This window comes from Leclercia tamurae (assembly GCF_025566055.1).
GTDB lineage: Bacteria > Pseudomonadota > Gammaproteobacteria > Enterobacterales > Enterobacteriaceae > Enterobacter > Enterobacter tamurae.
Window position 1 is genome coordinate 502,815 of sequence record NZ_JAMHKS010000078.1, and the last position, 20,757, is coordinate 523,571.

Consider the following 20,757-nt stretch of genomic DNA (forward strand, 5'->3'; position numbering starts at 1 on the left):
ATAGCCAAGTTCTGCGCTTGGCTATTTAGTTTATTTTCGTTAAATAAATGATGGCAAATAAAATACTGATAACATCATGAATAGGAAAATAATACCGACGATGGAAAGACGAACTTTTACACGTAACCAATCGGTGTACTGATTAGGAAGTTCTTTAATGAATCGAATTTGTTCATTATCCATTCCTCGCGTATGGAATGAGTTTTCTTTAAAATATAATGCTTTAATAAAGAATGCATCACGTATAAACGAGAAAAAGAATCCCCCATCCTGATAAATTAAAACCTCTGCTGGTCTTGCTCCAAATTTTTCAACAAATAGCGAGCAGAGAGTAATGAATTTATTTTTCGAAATACGATCGTAAATAATTGAAATAATGCCCGTAAGTATTAGGCATAGACACAATACCAATCCAATCGAGTTTCGATGCATAATTATAAAATTAATTACCGAAAATTTCATACAGCTGTTCTCCACCCCATTCACCGAATGCGCCACCTGCACTATTACCGACATAGCCTAAACCAGCCCCAGCGATCACAGAGCAAGCAAGTCCTCCGACACCAGCAGTACCAACACCGATAGCGATACAAAGAGGTATTGCTAAATAGCCACCAGCAACACCAACCCCCGTACCTACAGCAAAACTACCTATCTCAGTATACTTTTTCTTGGTACATTCAGCTTCGCGACCAACAGAACATGCCTCATGGATTTCGTTAAGAGAATGGAGTCCGCTAAAACCAATGCCTAAATAACCAGTGTAACGCATTGCTTTTACGTATTTAGCTGCCCGTTCGATGTGGGTAGCATAACCTTCAATGTCACTGATCCCCGTTTCATTCCATTTGTGGGTAATAGAGCTACTGGACAGGCCGAGTGCATTTTTTATTTTGGTATACTCTCCGAATTTCATAGCCTTATTCAGGAAGTTGACTTTGAGTATGGATTCAAGCTCTTTAAACAACTGGCTACGTCGGACATAAAATTGTTCACCAATTAATGCACCACGTGTTAAGTAGTTATTTTTATATGTTTCCTGGATCTCTTTGAGTATTTTTTCAATACTCTCGAAGTATTTTCCAACAGGATCAGCAGCAAGGCCAATGCCTGTATCAGCGTAGCTGGTGAAATTAGCTATGGTAGCGTAGTGTTTATGCAGGAAGTTAGCTTCTTGGATTGTCAGCGGTTCTAACGCCGCATCAACTCGGGCTTTCGCGGCTTTCATGTGGGCAATCTGTTCGTCGTCCTGCTTTTCAGGATCAACCAGAAGCATAATCGAACCAGCTTTATAGCTTTTGTCTGCACCATTCAACGTAGCGAATAGCTCTTTGGCTCCTGCTGGTGGATTTTCAGTGAAAAGCAGACGCTGCCAGGCTTCTGTAGTACCGCCATAGGAGAGAACGGCAAAACCAGCATCTGTGCCTGTTTTCTTTTTCGCTGTCTGGGCGTGTTGTTCCGGTTCCTGCTGAGCTTGTTGCACCAGAGGTACGGCAACGACTGCTGATTTAGCGCTCATCATTCCCGGATGACGTTCCCCTGTGAAGCCGGACATGGCGATCACAAAGTTATCTTTGCAGTGGCATAAAACCAGATCTCCATCACCCGCGATGAAACCTGCTTCGAGGAGTCCGGTATAGGTTGCATTGATTTCAAAAGCACCTTTGCAAACATCACACCACGCTTTATCACCAGCTCTCACCAATGGATTATGATCTTCATCAAAAATAGTTGATGAGGCAGAAACGATGTGCCCGTACCTCGTTTTATTACCCAGCTTTGCAAGCGTTCTTTGCGTTACCATCAGTGATCCCTCAGTGAGCAGTTTCTGCTGCCAATATTTTATCTACTTCAAAGTTATCAACAAGAAATCTCTTTGCTGCAGGAATACCACGACGTAGAACCAGTATTCCTGTTCCCTGAGGGGTACTTATTATTTCATCTCCATTGCTGAGACGACTGCCGACAAGAGCAACGCTACGGCCTGCGTTATTATGCGCAGCCTCTCCTGCACCACTGATTATTGTCGCCTCAGTACCATCGGGATAAACGACTGTATCCCGAGTTTGAGCGACCCGGAGTTTTTGACCTGTGCTGATCTCTACTTCCGAAGTGGATGTTGCGGTTTTGAGTATGCCACCGTCACGAGTCAGACTTCCTTCAACCGCGATGCGGTAGATGTCGATCACTGGATGCTGTTTGAGTTCGGTTTGCTGTTTAGTAATGAGTTCCTGCCATTCTTGGCTCATTCCAGCAACTTGGTCATCACTGAAAGTTGGTTTGTCAAAAGATGCCAGAATTTCAGGGGTAAGATCGTTATTGTACTGTTTCATAAGTCCCTCTACTTGTTATTGAAATAATCACAGCGGTCATTTTACAAACAATAACCACATGCGCAACAAGTATTAGACCTAAGTCAAACTATTTTAATTCACAATTCTTCTCAAGCAGCTTCTGAAGAAGCAAAAGGATATTTACAAAATCCCTAATCCATGGAATGAATCTAAGCAAAATATCAACCGCAGGCGAATTCAGTATTGCTAGAATCTCATCTAGTGGTTTTTTAACATTTTTGCTGTAAAATACACATACATCTTCAAAATCTTGCGGTGCAACGTTATTAGCTAAGTCACCTAGTTTTTTGAGGTCACTAAGAATACCGTTCATAGCGTCTGGGGTTGTATTGTCAGACATAAATACCTCGAATAAATTATTAATGTTTGGATGAATATTTCTTCTGCCTGCAAGGTTACAGGAGAGTGTTAAGGCTTTTTTATATCAAGACAAGATTGTTATATGTGTTTTATATGATAAAAATCTAAAATTTCACGCTAATGCAATTTCATTCTTGATGCTCGAACATTTAGTAGCGTTACCTTTAACGAAATGCAGGTTTCAGCATCACAGAGTTAGGTTGACCGTCATTTTATTATGCTAGTCTTAGCAGTGATTTCTACAGATCTACTACAACAACCCACTTAAATGATGCGGTCTTACAAATCGAATTGGTGTCTTATTAATATTAGTAAGCTGGCCACTCCAGCAAAGTTGATACAAATTTTTCAAATCTTTCTTATCTGTATCTGTTAGCTCGCTAAGTGAACCATAGTTCATTATAGAAAAAGCCGCATGTGTACCAAAAATTTCCGCAGGCCATGTTTGTTCCTGAACTAATGCAAAGAAATGACGAAGTCCAAACACATGGCCAAATTCATGGGCGAGGGTATCTGTTTGCTCTTTTTCAGACAGTTCAAATATTTTTGGGTAATAACCAATTCATGCTGACCAGCGTCCGGGAAGAAGGCGCTTGCTAGTGTACAGCCATTGATGTCGCAATCATCAGCATTACGCACTGCAATTTCAAAATCCCAATTATCCTTCTGCTCAGAGAACATAATCGGAACAGCATCTCCCCATGCCAAAAGGGCTCTCCCTATGAGTATTCTGGTTTTATCTTTTATTTTTTCAGGATCTCTTAATGCGACCAGTGATGCTTCCTGAAATCTCCAATGAAGAATACTTCCTTTTTCCCATAAAGCAATGAAGCCACTTGGTTTGTTAATGACAAGTTCCAACGGACTTTTGTTGCCTGGCGTTATGTATCCACGCGTTTCGGTTCGACACTTAAAACCATTACCGAAAGTATGAACATGACTCTCTGTAGCTTTCTGAAGTTCAACTCCAGTAAGGAATACCAAATCGTCTGATGCAACTTTCGCACTTTTTGTGTTTTTACTGGCGCCCATAGGCCCCCCCCTCATTAATTGTTTGATGTTCTGAAAACTCTGTACCGCTTGTTTATGATATTATCATCTCAGACAACTGATTATAAGAATATATAAAATAATTAACATGAGAGATTAAATAAAAAATCCAGATGATTACCAGAGGTGATGGGCGGAATTTTATTTATACAATTCAAAGTGGAGTATGCATATACGATTTACAGGAGAGCCATTGAATTTATAAACATTACAATGTCAAAGCATACGAAAGATATAATACGATTAAATTAATTTACCTCTAGCAATTTATACTAAATCTTTGCTAGTGCATTTTAAATGCCTAAAGGAGGTTGATGGAGATGTATGATTTAACTTCATTATTGACTAGAGCAGCTAATACGAATGTTTAGATTTATTTTCCTTGATTTAATGGATGAAAAGTTCCTCAACCTTCAGATTACAAGCGCAGCGAGAATAGAAGGTTCTATTTTCTCCGGCGTTGAGATCGGCGCAAAACGCTTGAGCGGTTTACCGTCGCGTCCAATCAGGAACTTAGTGAAGTTCCACTTGATCCGCCCACCCAGCACGCCGGGCAGTTCCGCTTTCAGGTAACGAAACACCGGGTGCGTAGCGGGGCCATTAACCTCCACTTTTCCGAACATCGGAAAGCTCACACCATAGTTAATGTTACAGGTCTGCGCAATGTCGTCGGCACCGCCGGGTTCCTGCTTACCGAACTGGTTGCAGGGGAAGCCCAGTACTACCAGCCCCTGGTCGGCATACTTTTTGTAGAGCATCTCAAGGCCTGCGTATTGCGGCGTGAAGCCACAATGGCTGGCGGTATTCACCACCAGAACGACCTTGCCCGCATAGTCGGCCATAGAGATGTGCTCGCCACGCAGGCTGGTGGCAGTCAGTTGATGAAAGGTCGTCATGTTGGAAACCTCACTCCGCAACCAGCCACATATCGGCTTCGTCAAACATCTCCTCCAGCATGCGGTTCAGTTTCTCCCGATCGCTTTTACTGGCATCGCTGTTCAGGCCGTTCGCCTGCATCGGTTTTACCTTCACCTCGGCATCCGGAAAGATCCGGTGCACCCGGGTGGTTAACTCAGCAAGGATGATCTCCCTTGCGCCGGGGAGTCCCGCAACATTTCTTTTGTCGTAAACCAGTTCAACGAACATCACACATCCCCTTAAATACTGTTTTAATGTACAGCATTCTTACCGGGGTAATGACATCTGTCAACTGCCGCCCGCTATGCAGACGGCAGTTAATACGTATCAGAATAAGACCGAGTAGTTCAGGCCGAAGGTACGGCCGCGACCTTTGTAGGTATAGAGGTTCTCAGCACCGTAGGTTGGGCTGTAGAGACCCGGCGCACGCTGCCCCCATGCGGTGGTGTAGTCTTCATCCAGCAGGTTTTCGACGCTGAAGCTCAGCTTGCCCACCGGCAGAAGGTAACTGCCTAAGAAGTCAGCGGTGTTATAGCCCTCAATACGCTTACCGGCCTCGTCCGACAAATCAAAGGTCTGCGTACTTTGCAGACGCAAAGTCCAGTCGCCCGGCGCCCAGGTGACCCATGCGCTCATTTTGGACGGGCTGGCGCTGTCTACCGTCAGCTTCTCCCATTTTCCGTCGACGCGGGTTTCCGATTTGATGACGTTGAAGTTTGAGCCAGTGCTCCACTCGCTGTCGGTGAAGAAATAGTCCACCTGGCCTTCAACACCGTAGATGCGACGCTCGTCATCTTCGACGTTGATGGTCATGTCGCTTTTGTTGATGTTGATGGTTTTGTCAGAGAGCGAATAGTACCCGGCAATCTGGGTGCGCAGGTTGTCCCCGGTGTAGCGCCAGCCCAGCTCGTAGGCATCAACCTTAATGCCTTCGAGTTTTGAGTCGTTAACGTTCACGCTGTTGACCAGACGATAATGGCCATTCACCAGTTGATAGGTGCCGGAGCCGTAATATTTCGCCAGATCCGGGATCTCAAAGCCCTGGGAGAAGTTGAACCACAGCTGCTGGCGCTCGGTCAGGTGACCCAGAATACCGGCGTTAAACAGCAGGTTGTTATAGTCGGTTTTACCGCCGGGCACAGCGTCTGCCGAGGTGGCTCTGCCGGTGGCAATACCCTGTTGTTGGGCATAACCAATAAAGTCATCGACCTTGTTTTCGGTGTACTGGTAGCGCACGCCGCCGCTCAGGGTGATCGCCGAGAAGTCGTAGCTCGATTGCAGGAACGGGGCGAGGTTAGTGATGCTGTAGCCCGGATAACGTCCCACGTTGTAGGCATTATCCAGCTTCATGCCGCCGCTGGCTGCCGCTTTGTTAAGGTCGAAGAATTGCTGATTAGCGTCGAAGGTTTCATGCTCGGCATCGACACCCCATGTCAGGGTCAACGCATCCAGCGGTTTGCTGTTGAGGGTGAGTTTGCCGCCGTAGAAATCGGTCTTTTGCTGGGATGCGCCAATGCTGGTGACCCGGCCGCCCGCAAGCGTAGGGAAGGGGTAGTAGGTCAGGCTTTCATCGCGGTAGTAAATCTGTGCAAGCAGATCCTGGCCCCAGAAATCGGTGTTGGAATATTGCAAGTTGATCAGGTGGCGTTCGGTGCCCGGAATACGGTCGGAGTCGAGATTGTTTTTGTTGTAAGCGTCACCAGAACCGGTCACTGCCGAGAAGTTCTCGCCAAGATAGAGACCGTGCTTACCGTCGGATTCACTTTTGTAATACTGCGTGGTGAGCTGCAACTGCTGGTGGTCGTCGATATTCAGGGTACCGGTGCCCATCACGTCCAGCCGGTCAGAGTACTGCAAACCGGTCTGGGTATTATCAATGTTCACCTCATTGCCTTTGCCGTCGTACCAGCCGCCAAAGCGCTGATACGCGACTGACAGCCGCCCTGAAGCGTTGTCGTTGCCGCCGCTGACCGCCGCTGCAATATTCTCGTCATTATCGTTGTGGCTGTTGAAGCCCGTTTTCAGGCCGGTCTGGAACTCGACTTCCGTCTCCGGCTGGCCCTTTTTGGTGACGATATTGATTAAGCCGCCGGTACTGCCGCCGCCGTAGAGGGAGGTCGCGCCGGAGATGACTTCAATGCGGGAGATATTGAACGGATCGATAGAATCCAGCTGGCGGCTGTCGCTGCGCGAGGAGTTTAACCGCACGCCGTCGACCATCACCATCATCGAACGACCGCGCATATTCATACCGTAATTGGTTCGCCCCTGGCTGCTGACATCCATCCCGGGGATCAGCTGCGCCAGCACCTCTTTAAGCTCTTTACCCCCCTGAACCTGCTGTTCAATATCAGCCTGTTCAATGACCCAGGTGGTCTGCGCCATATCGGTAATGCTGTGGTTTGTGCGGCTGGCGGAGACCACCAGCGACTCTTCTTTTTGTCCTTCAGCCGAGGCATTAGCGGCTAACATCATTAACAAGCACGGGTTTAAAGCCCAGAGGTAACGCGGTTTCATTATTATGATCATCCTGATTTTTCGAGGTGTCGGAGGCGCAGATGCCCGACACCGCAAGAACATCACCCGCCAAGGTGATAGTGATTATCAAGATGATATGAATAATCATTACAATGTAAACAGGTAGTGTTAAAAAATGTTTCTATAATGTCTTGATGTTTATGGGGGTTTGGGGCGAGGCAGGTATAAGCAATTTTACGGATAATCCAGAAATCGTCATAACACGTTATCGTCTGCTTTTGGTACTTACGGACAATTGTGAAAGTTCGCTGTAAGCGAGTGTCGAACGTTGTACTACTAGTAGAACTGACATGAAAACTGCCAAATTCCCTCAGCTGAGCGGTGAAAGTAGCCAATACCATTGTCTGCCCACATCCAGTTTACTTTTTCTTCCGAACCCACCTGAAAAACAAAGTCCTTAATCCCCACGCTATGTTGGATCTCCATCGGATACCCCCCGACTTTGGTTCCCCCGTAGCGGTTAAAATCATCAAAGAAGCTGTCGCTGGCCTGCGTATCATCATTTACCTCAGAAAGGTCGATAATATCCCAGGCGTCCTCCCATCCCGGCGCATCATCATTAACGCTCACCCAGCGAACAGGAAATGGGTGATACGGTGTCTCTAATTCGGGTAATAACTCAAGCCCTTCAAGCGTGGCATATTCCCGAATGAGCCACCCCTCGCCGTGAGGTTGGTCAAAGGGATGGTGTTCCCTATTGTGAAACAGCACCAGAAGGGCGATGCCCTTTAGTTGTTCAGGGATCACCGGAAGCTCATCCGTACGGATCTGAATAAGTGGAAACATCGGCTGACCCTTCCAGACGGGCAATCCTTCTCCTGGAAGACAAACACCTTTTAAAAACCAGGAAGTCAGAGGGTCTGCACCAGGGCGAAAACCGCCGACCTGTGCCACCGACGCGGGCCGCAGTTTGGATCTAAGCTCTTCTAAAACTAATGCACTCTCAGGTTTCATATTGGCTGCCTTGCGTTGGGAGATATTCACTGGGTAGGGCAGTTACAGAGCTGTTCATTATAAAGGGTAAATTTTCCTTACAGACAACTGTATTTATCTATTGCCGCTTCTCTTCAGTTTTACAGGATGGGCAAGCGAAGTGCCCCGGCAGCCCTTTCTGGAAGACGTCTCGCAAACCTCAAAGTAACTCTATGTAATCCAAGGTTAACGCTTTTCTTCATATCCTCAGGGTTGTAAAGTCACTGCGTTGCGGCACATCCGCAATCGGGCGTAGGAACCCGTTGGCATAAAGCGATATTTTTTGTCGTCACAGCGCTTATCCCCTTAAAATCTCGGTGGCGCTGGCGGAGCAGCCGTAAGGCTGGCCGTTTTTTTATGCACGGTATTCCTACCTCCGCCAGCGCTACCTCCCTGAGCGTAGGAACTCATCGGTGGTTATATTTTCTGCATAAAGAGGATGCCTTGAACGGGCAGTAATTTCGATTAAAGGTGGAATCAATGTCACATTCGTCATCAAGAAGAAAAGTTTTAGACATAGAAGGCCTCCTTGCACACAAAGCCTCCCACGCACGCAGTTGCGCTAACCACGTTGCAAATAGATTGGGAATAACCCGCAACGAGCTATTGATGAAGGTTGAAAAAGATACAGGTGCAAGTCTGATATCGCCGCTTACAGAAGAAGAGTTAATGAAAGCGTTTCATTATATGGAAAATCTTTAAGCGCTACTGCCATGAGCGAGAAGCGGAAGTTTATCTGATGATTCACATAGTTGATTATCGGGTCGATTTTAACTCGTTCATAATAGAGTGAGGCCGGCACAGACCATAAATGATGGAGGAAAAATCGTGACCAGTATCATCTATTATTTGACAACGACACTTGAAAGGTTCACCCAAGTCTGAGCCCTCATGCAACGAGGTGTATTCTGCATTATTGTAAAAGTCGATCGTTATACTAGCCTCATTTACCCAAATCAAGGGAATCGCCTGTTTTCTGAGTAGATTCTGAAGCATGCCGGTGTATTGATGTACAATGTGATTTTGTAGATTAAAAACGTCGCTATTCTTAAAAGCAGTAAGGGATAACTTTATTGAAGTAAGATCGTTATTGATAGCGAATGATTTTAACTGACCAATAGACCAGTATCCTCTAAAGTCATTATTTCGACTAACAAAGCTCCCATTGAGTGCGTTAACTATGCCCTGAAGCTCAATTCGACGTGCCATACTGTTCCCGTTTACTTGTCAAAAATCATAATGCCAGATGTAAATTCTATTCATTATCCGCGCCAATCTTTATTAGAACTTTTGTAGTTTTGGAACTGACATCAGTAATTATTATTTAGCACTATATACAACGCCCGCTCCTGGCACAAAGCGGACCACATCAGGAACAAAATTACCTCTATAAGCGGCAACGTCGGAGGAACGGCGGAGGCAGCACAACGCGCGATAAGAAGCAGGCTTACGTGCGCAGCGACGATTGGCTGACTGGTCTGTGAAAAATTATGCGACGGTCAGAGTAATGTAGTCCCGCAATGTTTCCGGCCATCCCGCTTTGCGTGTTGAAGGGCTGAGACAAGATTTCTGATCTTTTCAGCCTGCGTTTCATCCATCTGCATTACGCTTTGCAACAGCCATCGTGCACCTCGCTGCACTGTGTTTATACACAGTGTTGCGGCTACAGATCGACGTTGCAGCAAAATATGAATTACTGGCGTAGCTGCTGCGTTTCCGGGCCACCCATACTCCGCCGCCATGCCCCAGGTGCCTGACCATACTGACGCTTAAAGCTGCGGTTGAAGGACTGCTGGGAGTCAAAGCCCAGCGCGATGGCCACGTTCAAAATCGGCTCGTCGCTGCGGGTTAAGCGCTCAACCGATTTTTGCAGCTTTTGCGCGCGAATGTACCCAGCGAGGGGATAGCCAGTATGTTCCTTAAACAGACGCTGGAGATGCCATTTTGAGTAGCCGGAACGACTGGCAACGGACTCAATATCCAGACGGCTATCCAGGTTGTTGTCGATCCAGTCGAGTAAATCATGCATAAATGCGCCAGTGTTCATCTGGTTATCCTCACGCTACTTGTATAAAGGTATCTTTATCTGTTGCATTTAAAGGTGGCGCGTTTTTCGGTTAATTGCAAATTTTATTATTGCATTTAAATCCCTGAGCGAAACGGGTGTTTTAACATCGACTCAAATAGCACATTAAGTGCAACAATTATTCTTGCACTTAATTAAGCGCCTTCCTACAATCGCCGGGAATAGTGTATTCGCAACTGTTACAGTTTTGTGGCGATGAACGACACAAAAGGCCTTAAGCCAGCCACCGGACAAAGGAAGTAGCGCAGCGCCTCCCCCTGCGTCTTGCCCGGCGGCTACAATTACCGGAATAAAAATAATGAGCCTGCAAAAAACCTGGGGTAACTTTCATCTGAGCGCACTGGGGGCGATGTTCGCCTCCGTGTTGCTCGTCGGGTGCGATGACAGCGTCGCGCAAAACGCTGCGCCACAAGCACCCGCTGTCAGTGCAGCTAACGTGGTCGTGAAATCCATCAGCCAGTGGGATAGCTTTAACGGCCGGATCGAAGCGGTGGAGAGCGTTCAGCTACGCCCGCGCGTTTCCGGCTACATTGATAAAGTGAATTACACCGACGGCCAGGAAGTGAAAAAGGGCGAGGTGCTGTTCACTATCGATGACAGAACCTATCGCGCCGCACTGGAACAGGCGCAGGCTACGCTGGCGAGAGCCAAAACGCAGGCCAACCTGGCGCGTAGTGAAGCGAACCGTACCGATAAATTAGTCAATACCAACGTGGTATCCCGCGAAGAGTGGGAGCAGCGTCGTTCGGCTGCTACTCAGGCGCAGGCCGACATTCGCGCGGCACAGGCGGCGGTTGATGCCGCGCAACTTAACCTCGATTTCACCAAAGTCACCGCGCCTATCGATGGCCGCGCCAGCCGCGCGTTGATTACCAGCGGTAATCTTGTCACCGCGGGTGACAGCGCCAGCGTCCTCACCACGCTGGTCTCGCAGAAGACGGTTTACGTCTACTTTGACGTAGATGAGTCGACCTACCTTCACTATCAAAATCTGGCCCGCAACGGGCAGGGGGCGTCCAGCAATCACACGGCGCTACCGGTCGAGATTGGCCTGACGGGCGAGGAGGGGTATCCCCATCAGGGCAAAGTGGATTTTCTGGATAATCAGCTAACACCGAGTACCGGCACTATCCGCATGCGCGCGCTGCTGGATAACGCGCAGCGTCAGTTCACGCCGGGCCTTTTTGCCCGCGTACGCCTGCCGGGCAGCGCGGAATTCAAAGCCACGCTGATCGACGACAAGGCGGTGCTGACCGATCAGGATCGCAAGTATGTTTACGTGGTTGATAATGAGGGTAAAGCACAGCGTCGCGATATCACGCCGGGACGTCTGGCAGACGGGCTACGCATCGTGCAGCAGGGGCTGAACCCTGGCGATAAAGTGATCGTCGACGGTTTACAAAAAGTGTTTGTACCGGGAATGCCGGTTAACGCGAAAACCGTTGCCATGACCGCCAACGCCGCCCTCAACTGATCCCTTACCTGAGAATCCGACCCATGGACTTTTCCCGCTTTTTTATCGACAGGCCTATTTTTGCCGCGGTGCTGTCGATTCTGATTTTTATCACAGGGTTAATCGCCATCCCGCTGCTGCCGGTGAGCGAATATCCTGACGTCGTGCCGCCAAGCGTGCAGGTGCGCGCGGAGTATCCGGGGGCCAACCCGAAAGTGATTGCCGAGACCGTGGCGACGCCGCTGGAAGAGGCGATCAACGGCGTTGAGAACATGATGTACATGAAGTCCGTCGCGGGCTCCGACGGCGTGCTGGTGACCACCGTCACCTTCCGTCCGGGAACCGACCCGGATCAGGCGCAGGTACAGGTGCAAAACCGCGTCGCGCAGGCCGAAGCGCGTCTGCCGGAAGACGTGCGGCGTTTGGGTATTACCACCCAGAAACAGTCCCCGACGCTGACGCTGGTGGTGCATCTGTTTTCGCCCAACGGTAAGTACGACTCCCTGTATATGCGTAACTACGCCACGCTGAAGGTGAAGGACGAGCTGGCGCGCCTGCCCGGCGTCGGCCAGATCCAGATTTTCGGCTCGGGTGAATACGCGATGCGCGTCTGGCTGGATCCCAACAAGGTGGCGGCCCGCGGGCTGACCGCTTCGGATGTGGTCACGGCGATGCAGGAGCAGAACGTGCAGGTATCCGCCGGGCAGCTTGGTGCCGAGCCGCTGCCGAAAGAGAGCGATTTCCTGATCTCCATTAACGCCCAGGGCCGTCTGCATACCGAAGAAGAGTTTGGCAATATTGTCCTGAAAACGACGCAGGACGGTACGGTCGTCCGCCTGCGCGACGTGGCGCGTATCGAAATGGGGTCCGGCAGCTATGCGCTGCGTTCCCAGTTGAACAACAAAGACGCGGTCGGGATTGGTATCTTCCAGTCTCCAGGGGCGAACGCCATCGATCTGTCTAACGCGGTGCGCGCGAAAATGGACGAACTGTCCACCCGTTTCCCGGAAGATATGAAGTGGGCGGCACCTTACGATCCGACCGTTTTCGTGCGCGACTCCATTCGTGCAGTCGTGCAAACGCTGCTGGAAGCGGTGGTGCTGGTAGTGCTGGTGGTGATCCTGTTCCTGCAAACCTGGCGCGCGTCGATCATTCCGCTGATCGCGGTGCCGGTGTCGGTAGTGGGGACCTTCAGCATTCTCTACCTGCTGGGCTTCTCGTTGAATACCCTGAGCTTGTTCGGGCTGGTGCTGGCCATCGGTATCGTGGTGGACGACGCCATTGTGGTGGTGGAAAACGTCGAGCGAAATATCGAAGAGGGGCTTGCTCCGCTTGCGGCGGCGCATCAGGCGATGCGAGAAGTATCCGGGCCGATTATCGCGATTGCGCTGGTGCTGTGCGCCGTGTTTGTGCCAATGGCGTTTCTCTCGGGCGTTACCGGGCAGTTCTACAAGCAGTTTGCGGTGACGATCGCGATTTCCACCGTCATCTCTGCCATCAACTCGCTGACGCTCTCTCCGGCGCTGGCAGCACTGCTGTTAAAACCGCACGGCGCGCCGAAAGATTTCCCGACCCGGCTTATCGATCGTCTGTTCGGCTGGATTTTCCGTCCGTTTAACCGCTTTTTCCATCGTAGCTCGAACGGCTATCAGGGGCTGGTGGGCAAAACGCTCGGCCGACGCGGGGCGGTGTTTGGGGTGTATCTGCTGCTGCTCTGTGCCGCAGGCGTCATGTTTAAAGCGGTACCCGGCGGGTTTATTCCGACGCAGGACAAGCTGTACCTGATTGGCGGCGTGAAAATGCCGGAAGGTTCATCGCTGGCGCGCACCGATGCGGTGATCCGCAAAATGAGCGAAATCGGGATGAATACCGAAGGCGTGGACTACGCGGTCGCGTTCCCGGGGCTGAACGCGCTGCAGTTCACCAATACGCCGAATACGGGGACGGTCTTCTTCGGCCTGAAGCCGTTCGACCAGCGTAAACATACTGCTGCGGAAATTAACGCGGAGATCAATGCGAAAATTGCGCAAATCCAGCAGGGCTTTGGCTTCTCCATCCTGCCGCCGCCGATTTTAGGGCTGGGTCAGGGGTCGGGGTATTCCCTGTACATTCAGGATCGCGGCGGTCTGGGCTATGGCGCGCTGCAAAATGCGGTAAACACCATGTCCGGTGCGATTATGCAGACGCCGGGAATGCACTTCCCGATCTCAACCTACCAGGCTAACGTTCCGCAGCTGGACGTGCAGGTTGACCGTGACAAGGCGAAAGCGCAGGGCGTGTCGCTGACCGATCTTTTCGGTACGCTGCAAACCTATCTGGGCTCGTCGTACGTGAATGACTTCAACCAGTTCGGGCGTACCTGGCGCGTAATGGCGCAGGCAGACGGGCAGTTCCGCGACAGCGTGGAAGACATTGCGAATCTGCGCACCCGCAATAGCCAGGGTGAAATGGTGCCGATTGGCAGTATGGTGAATATCACGACCACCTATGGCCCGGACCCGGTGATTCGCTACAACGGTTACCCGGCGGCGGATCTGATTGGCGATGCCGACCCGCGCGTACTTTCGTCCTCGCAGGCGATGGCGCAGTTGGACGGAATGTCCAGGCAGATCCTGCCGAACGGGATGAACATTGAATGGACAGACCTGAGCTTCCAGCAGGCCACGCAGGGCAATACGGCGCTGATCGTCTTCCCGGTCGCGGTGCTGCTGGCGTTCCTGGTGCTGGCGGCGCTGTATGAAAGCTGGACGCTGCCGCTGGCGGTGATCCTCATCGTGCCGATGACCCTGCTCTCCGCGCTGTTTGGCGTCTGGCTGACCGGTGGCGATAACAACGTGTTCGTGCAGGTAGGGCTGGTGGTGCTGATGGGGCTGGCGTGTAAAAACGCGATTCTTATCGTGGAGTTTGCCCGCGAGCTGGAAATTCAGGGCAAAGGCATTATGGAAGCCGCGCTGGAGGCGTGCCGCCTGCGTTTACGCCCGATTGTGATGACCTCCATCGCCTTTATTGCCGGGACCATTCCGCTGATCCTCGGCCACGGCGCTGGCGCAGAAGTGCGCGGCGTTACCGGGATCACGGTCTTCTCCGGGATGCTGGGGGTGACGCTGTTTGGTTTGTTCCTGACGCCGGTGTTTTACGTGACGCTGCGTAAGTTTATGACGCGCGGCAAAAAAGCGGAAAGGGATGTTCTGCCCGCGTAGGGATGTTGCAGATAATAAAAAACCGCCTTCATAGCAAGGCGGTTTTTTTTGCACTTAGGGAAAGTTAAAGCGCTTCTTTATACTTGGCGATAAGTTCAGGCACCGGATCGCAGCCGCTGGTATCGGCTTTTTTCACTTCTTCCAGCGCGCTTGCCACGGTATGGCGCGCCAGTACCTGTAACGAAGCCTGCTCCGCTTCTTCGGAGATAGACTTGAAGTACCAGCAGGCGTTAGCGCTGACTACGCAGCGGGCCGGTACGTCAGGACGTGATGCCCACAGCTTTTTATCTTCGATGACGGAGAGGTAGATATCGCGCAGGGTGATCTCTTCCGCCGGGCGTCCAAGACGAATAGAGCCGTTACGGCCAAGTGTGGAGACGATAATACCGTCACGCGTGAGAGGAACCATCAGTTTGCGGATGAAGCTCGGGTTTGCTTCCAGACCGTAGGCCAGAATCGCACTCGTCGAACGTTCACCCAATTGCTCCGCCATTGCTACGCTGAGAACCATCTGCAAAGCTGTCGGGAAGCGGTAATCTAACATTTTTGTATCCTGGGTTGCGGTGAATCTTGTTCTTTTTGGCACCGCAAAGGTGAATAAGCAATAAACAACAATATAACAAATACGGTAATTTTTTTGAAGCAATCTGCGGCATTTGCGATCGAACCCCCTGTTCCTGTTTAGCTAAACGTGCGGTTCGGGAAGTCAACCGTCACCATCAGGCCACCTTCTGCGGAAGTGCTCAGGTTTACACAGCTGTTGTGCTGCTGCGTCACCGCTTTAACGATGGCAAGCCCCAGTCCACTCCCGCTTTGCAGTTGATTGGGATCGCGGAAAAATCGGTCGAACACGCGCTCGCGTAATTCAACCGGAATGCCGGGCCCTGCATCGGAAACGCGTAGCTGAGTGGATTTCTCTAATGAACGAACATCCACCTGAATCCGCCCACCCTCAGGGCTGTACTTCACGGCATTTTCAATCAAATTGTCGATCAGCGACATCAGACATTCCCGGATACCTGAGACCCAAACTTCATCTTCAGCGAAGAACTCCAGCTCAACCCTGCGCTCAGAGGCTAACGGTTCCAGCGCAGCCATTCGATCCTGGATGAGGGACATCAGCGGTACGGGCTCCATAACCGTGTCAATGCGTGCTTCACTGTGCATCATCAGCAGCAACTGATTGACGAGACGCGCAGCACGGCTATTGCTGCGAACAATCCCTGCAAGCAATTCCTGTTGGCTCTGGCTGAGTACATACGATTGCAACGCTTCCACGTTGATTCGCATCGCCGCCAGCGGCGTTCGCAGTTCGTGAGCCGCATCGGCAATGAAAACCCGCTCCCTTTCCGCGCTTTCTCGCACCCTGGCGAGAAAGTCGTTAATTGCATCCACCATCTGGCGAAGCTCCCTGTGTTTTGGTACAGCTTTTAAAGGGGAGAGATCGTCTGGCGTGCGCAATGAAATTTCATTGACCACCTTGTTCCAGGGGCGCATGGCAATGCGAATTGACAGCCACGCGGGGAACAGAAGAAAAGGGAAACAGACCAGCAGCGGCAGGATGTAATAGCCGCGCGAGTTCAGGTAGATAAAGAAGTTCCAGCCGCTGGCAGGGGTGAACAGGGTGACTTCCACGTCGGAGTGTGCGGATTTAAGGGTGCGGCTGGTCCAGGCTCGACCTTCACTCTGAACATGCTCCATTTCTCCGGGACGGGTATTGGTTACCCCCACAGGTGCGCCCGCAGATGAAAAAATAACGGCACCGTTCTTGCGAACGATGAGGTTAATCGATAGTGCGGGATCTTCACCGCCGCCATAGCTTTCGCGTAACGCCTTGCTGAAGGCTTCCAGGACTTCGGTTCGCGCCTGCGGGCGCTCGTCCATTCGCTCAACCAGGGTAAAAAGCGTTTCGTAAGTCTTACTGCCCGTGAGTATGGGAGGGCTGCGCAGGTCCTCCCAGAGAATGAAGGTTAAAAAAAGACTCCACAGCAGGGTAAGCAGCAGCATCTGGGCGATGATAATTCGGCGTACCAGCGTTGGGCGCCTCAGGTGATACCACAGGTTTCGCATTAAGTCGTTACCTTCTGAACAGCAACGGTATCAATAACATACCCGACGCCACGCACCGTTCGCACGTAACCGTCGCCGATCTTTCGCCGCAAATTCCCCATATGCACGTCGAGCGCATTACTGAGATTCTCTTTGTTGCCGAATATCCGTTCTTCCAGAAACCGTCGCGTTATCACGCGGTCAGCACGCAGCATCAACGTTTCAAGCAGCGCGTATTCACTGGCCGTCAGTTCGACGTGACGCGCGTTTACCGTCACGCGACGCGTCGGCATATGAAGGAATAAGCCTCGAATTTCTATCGTCTCATTCTCGAAACCGTAACTGCGCCGCGCAAGGGCTCTTACCCGCGCCAGCAGTTCGGCGAGAACAAAAGGTTTAACGAGATAGTCGTCTGCACCTGCATCCAGCCCGCACAGGCGATCCTGCAGCGTGCCTCGCGCCGTTAGGATGATGACGGGGATCCCCTTAAGCTGCTGGCGTAAGCGCGTCATGAGGCTCATGCCGTCGCCGTCGGGCAGCCCCAGGTCGAGCAAAATAAGTTCTGGCACGCAGACGTCAAGCTGATGCAGTGCATCTTCTTTACGGCGAACCCATATGACGTCAAATCCTTGATCGGCAAGGGCGATACGTACGCCATTGCCGAGATCCAGGTCGTCTTCGATTAGTAGAATTTTCACACTGGTAACTGTATCAACCGTGAATGAAGAACATCTTAAGAAAAAACGGTATCAGGAAATCTATCCGGTTTACAGCACCCGCGCGCGCTTCAGTCTTTCTTCATTTTCGGCTCATAAGAACCTTAGGGTCAGTATTCAAAATGGGCGTTCTGGCGTTTAACCGCTTGCATCGTCACCATTTGAATCCAGAAGGACTTCTTTAATGAGAAACATCAAACTGCGTCATACGTCCCCACACTTGCTCTCGGGCCGCAGCCTGAAAAACATCGTGCCGGGCGTCGTTCTGGCGTTACTGGCCACGCCTGTACTGGCGGCAGAACAGAGCCAGGGTAACGTATTAACACTGGGCGGAGGCGTGGATGTCGCGCCACGCTACTCGGGTTCGGATAAAAGCCGCGTCAATGCGGCGCAGGTGGTGGATTACGCCATGGCAAACGGCTTCTTTATCAGCACCACGCGAGGGATTGGTTACGGCAACAACATCGGCAACCTGGATTACAGCGCCGCAGTGAGCTATCGAACAGGCCGTAAAGATAAAGACGTGAGCAGCGATTCGATCAGCTCCGGCAGCGACTACCTGCGGGGTATGGGCGACATCAAAGGCTCGGCCATCGTTGTGCCTGGGCTGGGGTATAAGGTGACCGACTGGCTTCATCTGCAGCTGCAGGCTGAGGTTCCGGTTTCTGAAAGAGACAACGGTGAGGCGGTGCATTTCGGTATTATCAGCCCGCTCTATACCTCACCAAAAAATGAGGTGACGCTGGCGCTGACAGGCAGTTGGGGATCCGGCAAGTATATGCAGACGTACTATGGTGTCAGTTCCGCCCAGTCGAGCGCATCGGGATTTGCCCGACATGACGCCGGAGCCGGTATTTATGCCTGGTCGATGAATCTGGATTGGACCCACAGGCTCACCTCGCGCTGGAGCGTGCTTGCCTCAGCGGGTGCAACGCAGTTGACGGGGGATGCGGGTGATAGTCCCATTGTTCAACGCAAAACGTCGCCCACGGGGAGTTTGAAGGTGACGTACAGTTTTTGAGGGTTGGTTTCTTATGGATATGAGCGCGCAATAGCGATGAATTCGAGCCGCCCCGGGAAGTGGCGGATGGGCGAGGAGTGGGCGTAGGTCCGCTCTGAGCGAGAAGCGGACGTTTGCCTGTGGGCATAAATCACAGCAGTAAACTAAAAACTGGGGGGACTACATTCCTTCTGCCATTCAGCCGTTTGTTATAAACTGCACTGGTCAGCTGTGTAAGGTCTATGCAATCATTACAACTATTTCAAGTAATAGGTATTCATTATGCCAATTTCTATTAAAGCGATGAAAAATACCAGCACAGGCATCAGGGCTGTGCAACGATATGGGGCAATGTATCGCTGGCGTGTTGATGCGGTCAGATTCACAAGCCTTACAGGGCAAGATCCAACACCGCCATTCATTGCCCGTCTTAATGAGCATAAATCCGGATGTGTAAACTCTGTTAATTTTCGTACGATTGAGGATGCTGGGGATGACCTTTGCCGGTTCTTAAAAGACATGACCGGGGTTTCATTCGATTACCAATAACCTTACTCGGTATTACTCTTTGCTCTCATAATGACTTCTGCAACTGGCACAAAGCGGATCCTCTGTTTCGGGCATTAAGTTCATCAACTTTACCCAAAGACGTGCTCAACCGACCCCCATCTAGCCAGCCTTTCCTGAGCACCACCACAGTGCACCCATCCCGCACCGCCTCACCAAAACAGTGAAACCCAATCCGCAGATTTCCTCAACCCACTAATAAACCTCACAAAAAATTCCTGGCACACCCTTTGCAACCACCAAATACGAAGGGCAGCACCACACAACATGACAATAGCTGGCTAGGGTTCCGGTTCACGTTAGTGAATGACTGGTCCAAGAGCTGGCGACCTCTGAGAGGTTACACGGCGGGACAAAAGCCCGGGAGACAGCAGCACCAGACGGTGTCGCGCTGCCCCCTTATTTTGTGCCACTCAGAGGTCAAGCATGAAGAAAACGCCATTACTCCGCACTCTTATCCTGTCGCTGGCGATGCTGGTCAGTCTCCCCACCTTTGCGGCCGTCAAAAAAGAGTTCAACGTCTGCTGGACCATCTACGCAGGGTGGATGCCCTGGGGCACCATCAGCACTAACAAAATCATCGATAAATGGGCCGACAAGTACGGCATCAAAATCAACGTCGTACAGCTCAACGACTACATCGAATCTATCAACCAGTACACCGCTGGCCAGTTTGACGGCTGCACCATGACCAATATGGATGCGCTGACCATTCCGGCGGCGGGCGGGGTGGACACCACGGCGCTGATCCTCGGTAGCTACTCGGAAGGCAACGACGGCGTGGTGATGAAAGGCGAGGGCAAAACCCTTACCGATCTCAAAGGCATGAAGATTTATCTGCCGGAGCTGTCCGTCTCTCACTACCTGCTGGTGCGCGGGCTGGAGAAAGCCGGGCTGGCGGAGAAAGACGTCACCGTGGTGAACACCTCGGACGCGGATATCGTCTCGGCTTTCGCCACGCAAAATGTGCAGGCCGCCGTGGCCTGGAACCCGCAGCTCTCGGTCATCAAAGGCACACCGAAAACCACCGAGGTGTTCAGCTCCTCGCAGGTGCCGGGCGAGCTGATCGACATGATGGTGGTCAACAGCGAAACCCTGAAGGACAACCCGGCGCTGGGCAAAGCGCTGACCGGGGCATGGTACGAGATGATGGGGCTGATGAAGGCCCAGGATGCGAACGCCCTGAATGCGATGGCGGCGGCGTCCGGCACCGATCTCACCGGCTATCAGGCGCAGCTCAAAACCACCCACCTGTTCTACACCCCGCAGGACAATATCGCCTTTGTCACCTCGGCGGATCTGGCGAAAACCATGCAGCGCGTGGCGGCGTTCTCCTTCGATAAAGGGCTGCTGGGCGATGGCGCGCAGAGCGCCGAATTTATCGGCATGAGCTTCCCGGGGAACGTGACCCAGGGCGATGCCAGCAACGTCAAACTGCGCTTTGACGACAGCTTCGTGAAGATGGCCGCCGCGGGCCAGCTGTAATGAGTGACG

At 51.3% G+C, this 20,757-nt stretch carries 20 protein-coding genes and 1 riboswitch; of the genes, 6 read left to right on the top strand and 14 right to left on the bottom strand.

Going from position 1 to position 20,757, the window contains the following annotated elements:
• Positions 1-39: 39 nt before the first annotated feature.
• From M8318_RS22355 to M8318_RS22395, 10 genes are all read right to left on the bottom strand, one after another.
• Positions 40-462, bottom strand: coding sequence for a hypothetical protein (locus M8318_RS22355; protein WP_262664598.1), 423 nt, complete (start codon positions 460-462; stop codon positions 40-42).
• The gene (locus M8318_RS22360; protein WP_262664600.1) at positions 443-1,804 is read right to left on the bottom strand and encodes a PAAR domain-containing protein; all 1,362 of its coding nucleotides are present in this window, start codon (positions 1,802-1,804) and stop codon (positions 443-445) included. The genes M8318_RS22355 and M8318_RS22360 overlap by 20 nt, the downstream gene beginning before the upstream one ends.
• A gap of 10 nt (positions 1,805-1,814) precedes the next feature.
• Entirely contained in the window at positions 1,815-2,333 is a 519-nt protein-coding gene (locus tag M8318_RS22365) for a hypothetical protein (RefSeq protein ID WP_262664602.1), read from the bottom strand.
• Positions 2,334-2,421: 88 nt separating this feature from the next.
• Positions 2,422-2,694, bottom strand: a complete 273-nt coding sequence (locus tag M8318_RS22370; RefSeq protein WP_262664604.1) for a hypothetical protein — start codon at positions 2,692-2,694, stop codon at positions 2,422-2,424.
• Positions 2,695-2,964: 270 nt separating this feature from the next.
• Positions 2,965-3,201, bottom strand: coding sequence for a zinc metalloprotease (locus M8318_RS22775; RefSeq protein ID WP_408612341.1), 237 nt, complete (start codon positions 3,199-3,201; stop codon positions 2,965-2,967).
• The gene (locus M8318_RS22375) at positions 3,171-3,746 is read right to left on the bottom strand and encodes a hypothetical protein (RefSeq protein WP_262664606.1); all 576 of its coding nucleotides are present in this window, start codon (positions 3,744-3,746) and stop codon (positions 3,171-3,173) included. The genes M8318_RS22775 and M8318_RS22375 overlap by 31 nt, the downstream gene beginning before the upstream one ends.
• 431 nt (positions 3,747-4,177) lie before the next feature.
• Complete coding sequence (locus M8318_RS22380; protein ID WP_262664608.1) at positions 4,178-4,660, bottom strand: glutathione peroxidase; 483 nt, start codon at positions 4,658-4,660, stop codon at positions 4,178-4,180.
• Between the two features lie 10 nt (positions 4,661-4,670).
• Entirely contained in the window at positions 4,671-4,910 is a 240-nt protein-coding gene (locus tag M8318_RS22385; RefSeq protein WP_106993802.1) for a DinI family protein, read from the bottom strand.
• A 99-nt stretch (positions 4,911-5,009) separates the two neighbouring features.
• Positions 5,010-7,199: a TonB-dependent siderophore receptor gene (locus M8318_RS22390; RefSeq protein WP_262664609.1), complete on the bottom strand. Its 2,190-nt coding sequence runs from the start codon at positions 7,197-7,199 to the stop codon at positions 5,010-5,012.
• A 297-nt stretch (positions 7,200-7,496) separates the two neighbouring features.
• On the bottom strand, positions 7,497-8,174 hold the full coding sequence (locus tag M8318_RS22395; RefSeq protein WP_262664610.1) for a YwqG family protein: 678 nt from the start codon (positions 8,172-8,174) through the stop codon (positions 7,497-7,499).
• 498 nt (positions 8,175-8,672) lie between these two features.
• Here M8318_RS22395 and M8318_RS22400 point away from each other — a divergent pair, with 498 nt between their 5' ends.
• Positions 8,673-8,894 carry a hypothetical protein gene (locus M8318_RS22400; RefSeq protein WP_106993805.1) on the top strand — a complete coding sequence of 74 codons (222 nt, stop codon included), beginning with the start codon at positions 8,673-8,675 and terminating at the stop codon, positions 8,892-8,894.
• A 991-nt stretch (positions 8,895-9,885) separates the two neighbouring features.
• On the opposite strand, the gene M8318_RS22405 is transcribed toward M8318_RS22400, so the two are convergent.
• The gene (locus M8318_RS22405) at positions 9,886-10,239 is read right to left on the bottom strand and encodes a helix-turn-helix domain-containing protein (RefSeq protein WP_262664612.1); all 354 of its coding nucleotides are present in this window, start codon (positions 10,237-10,239) and stop codon (positions 9,886-9,888) included.
• Positions 10,240-10,576: 337 nt separating this feature from the next.
• On the opposite strand from M8318_RS22405, the gene M8318_RS22410 reads away from it, so the two are divergent.
• Positions 10,577-11,752 (top strand): efflux RND transporter periplasmic adaptor subunit, encoded by a 1,176-nt coding sequence (locus M8318_RS22410; protein ID WP_262664614.1) that lies wholly within the window; start codon positions 10,577-10,579, stop codon positions 11,750-11,752.
• A 23-nt stretch (positions 11,753-11,775) separates the two neighbouring features.
• A complete protein-coding gene (gene oqxB, locus M8318_RS22415; protein ID WP_262664616.1) occupies positions 11,776-14,931 on the top strand; it encodes a multidrug efflux RND transporter permease subunit OqxB in 3,156 nt (1,051 codons plus the stop codon).
• Positions 14,932-14,995: 64 nt separating this feature from the next.
• Here oqxB and M8318_RS22420 read toward each other — a convergent pair whose 3' ends face one another.
• The 3 genes from M8318_RS22420 to M8318_RS22430 all read right to left on the bottom strand — a co-directional run bounded on the left by M8318_RS22420 (position 14,996) and on the right by M8318_RS22430 (position 17,678).
• Positions 14,996-15,475: an RrF2 family transcriptional regulator gene (locus tag M8318_RS22420; protein WP_262664619.1), complete on the bottom strand. Its 480-nt coding sequence runs from the start codon at positions 15,473-15,475 to the stop codon at positions 14,996-14,998.
• Between the two features lie 137 nt (positions 15,476-15,612).
• Complete coding sequence (locus M8318_RS22425) at positions 15,613-17,001, bottom strand: sensor histidine kinase (RefSeq protein ID WP_262664621.1); 1,389 nt, start codon at positions 16,999-17,001, stop codon at positions 15,613-15,615.
• Positions 17,001-17,678 carry a response regulator gene (locus M8318_RS22430; protein ID WP_106993811.1) on the bottom strand — a complete coding sequence of 226 codons (678 nt, stop codon included), beginning with the start codon at positions 17,676-17,678 and terminating at the stop codon, positions 17,001-17,003. Before M8318_RS22430 ends, M8318_RS22425 begins: the two co-directional genes overlap by 1 nt.
• A 202-nt stretch (positions 17,679-17,880) precedes the next feature.
• Between M8318_RS22430 and M8318_RS22435 the strand changes: the two genes are divergently transcribed.
• From M8318_RS22435 to M8318_RS22445, 3 genes are all read left to right on the top strand, one after another.
• Positions 17,881-18,717 carry a MipA/OmpV family protein gene (locus M8318_RS22435; protein WP_262664623.1) on the top strand — a complete coding sequence of 279 codons (837 nt, stop codon included), beginning with the start codon at positions 17,881-17,883 and terminating at the stop codon, positions 18,715-18,717.
• Between the two features lie 261 nt (positions 18,718-18,978).
• A complete protein-coding gene (locus M8318_RS22440; protein ID WP_262664625.1) occupies positions 18,979-19,245 on the top strand; it encodes a hypothetical protein in 267 nt (88 codons plus the stop codon).
• A gap of 288 nt (positions 19,246-19,533) precedes the next feature.
• Positions 19,534-19,632: riboswitch (guanidine-I (ykkC/yxkD leader) on the top strand.
• Positions 19,633-19,689: 57 nt separating this feature from the next.
• Entirely contained in the window at positions 19,690-20,748 is a 1,059-nt protein-coding gene (locus M8318_RS22445) for a putative urea ABC transporter substrate-binding protein (protein WP_262664626.1), read from the top strand.
• The last annotated feature ends 9 nt before the right edge of the window (positions 20,749-20,757 follow it).

Excerpts from the sequence above, each read along its gene's own strand:
- M8318_RS22355 (WP_262664598.1), bottom strand. The coding sequence starts at position 462 with ATGAAATTTTCGGTAATTAATTTTATAATTATGCATCGAAACTCGATT.
- M8318_RS22370 (WP_262664604.1), bottom strand. The coding sequence starts at position 2,694 with ATGTCTGACAATACAACCCCAGACGCTATGAACGGTATTCTTAGTGAC.
- M8318_RS22375 (WP_262664606.1), bottom strand. The coding sequence starts at position 3,746 with ATGGGCGCCAGTAAAAACACAAAAAGTGCGAAAGTTGCATCAGACGAT.
- M8318_RS22405 (WP_262664612.1), bottom strand. The coding sequence starts at position 10,239 with ATGAACACTGGCGCATTTATGCATGATTTACTCGACTGGATCGACAAC.
- M8318_RS22390 (WP_262664609.1), bottom strand. The coding sequence starts at position 7,199 with ATGAAACCGCGTTACCTCTGGGCTTTAAACCCGTGCTTGTTAATGATG.
- M8318_RS22360 (WP_262664600.1), bottom strand. The coding sequence starts at position 1,804 with ATGGTAACGCAAAGAACGCTTGCAAAGCTGGGTAATAAAACGAGGTAC.
- M8318_RS22395 (WP_262664610.1), bottom strand. The coding sequence starts at position 8,174 with ATGAAACCTGAGAGTGCATTAGTTTTAGAAGAGCTTAGATCCAAACTG.
- oqxB (WP_262664616.1), top strand. The coding sequence starts at position 11,776 with ATGGACTTTTCCCGCTTTTTTATCGACAGGCCTATTTTTGCCGCGGTG.
- M8318_RS22410 (WP_262664614.1), top strand. The coding sequence starts at position 10,577 with ATGAGCCTGCAAAAAACCTGGGGTAACTTTCATCTGAGCGCACTGGGG.
- M8318_RS22445 (WP_262664626.1), top strand. The coding sequence starts at position 19,690 with ATGAAGAAAACGCCATTACTCCGCACTCTTATCCTGTCGCTGGCGATG.
- M8318_RS22425 (WP_262664621.1), bottom strand. The coding sequence starts at position 17,001 with ATGCGAAACCTGTGGTATCACCTGAGGCGCCCAACGCTGGTACGCCGA.
- M8318_RS22380 (WP_262664608.1), bottom strand. The coding sequence starts at position 4,660 with ATGACGACCTTTCATCAACTGACTGCCACCAGCCTGCGTGGCGAGCAC.
- M8318_RS22435 (WP_262664623.1), top strand. The coding sequence starts at position 17,881 with ATGAGAAACATCAAACTGCGTCATACGTCCCCACACTTGCTCTCGGGC.
- M8318_RS22365 (WP_262664602.1), bottom strand. The coding sequence starts at position 2,333 with ATGAAACAGTACAATAACGATCTTACCCCTGAAATTCTGGCATCTTTT.
- M8318_RS22420 (WP_262664619.1), bottom strand. The coding sequence starts at position 15,475 with ATGTTAGATTACCGCTTCCCGACAGCTTTGCAGATGGTTCTCAGCGTA.
- M8318_RS22385 (WP_106993802.1), bottom strand. The coding sequence starts at position 4,910 with ATGTTCGTTGAACTGGTTTACGACAAAAGAAATGTTGCGGGACTCCCC.
- M8318_RS22440 (WP_262664625.1), top strand. The coding sequence starts at position 18,979 with ATGCCAATTTCTATTAAAGCGATGAAAAATACCAGCACAGGCATCAGG.
- M8318_RS22400 (WP_106993805.1), top strand. The coding sequence starts at position 8,673 with ATGTCACATTCGTCATCAAGAAGAAAAGTTTTAGACATAGAAGGCCTC.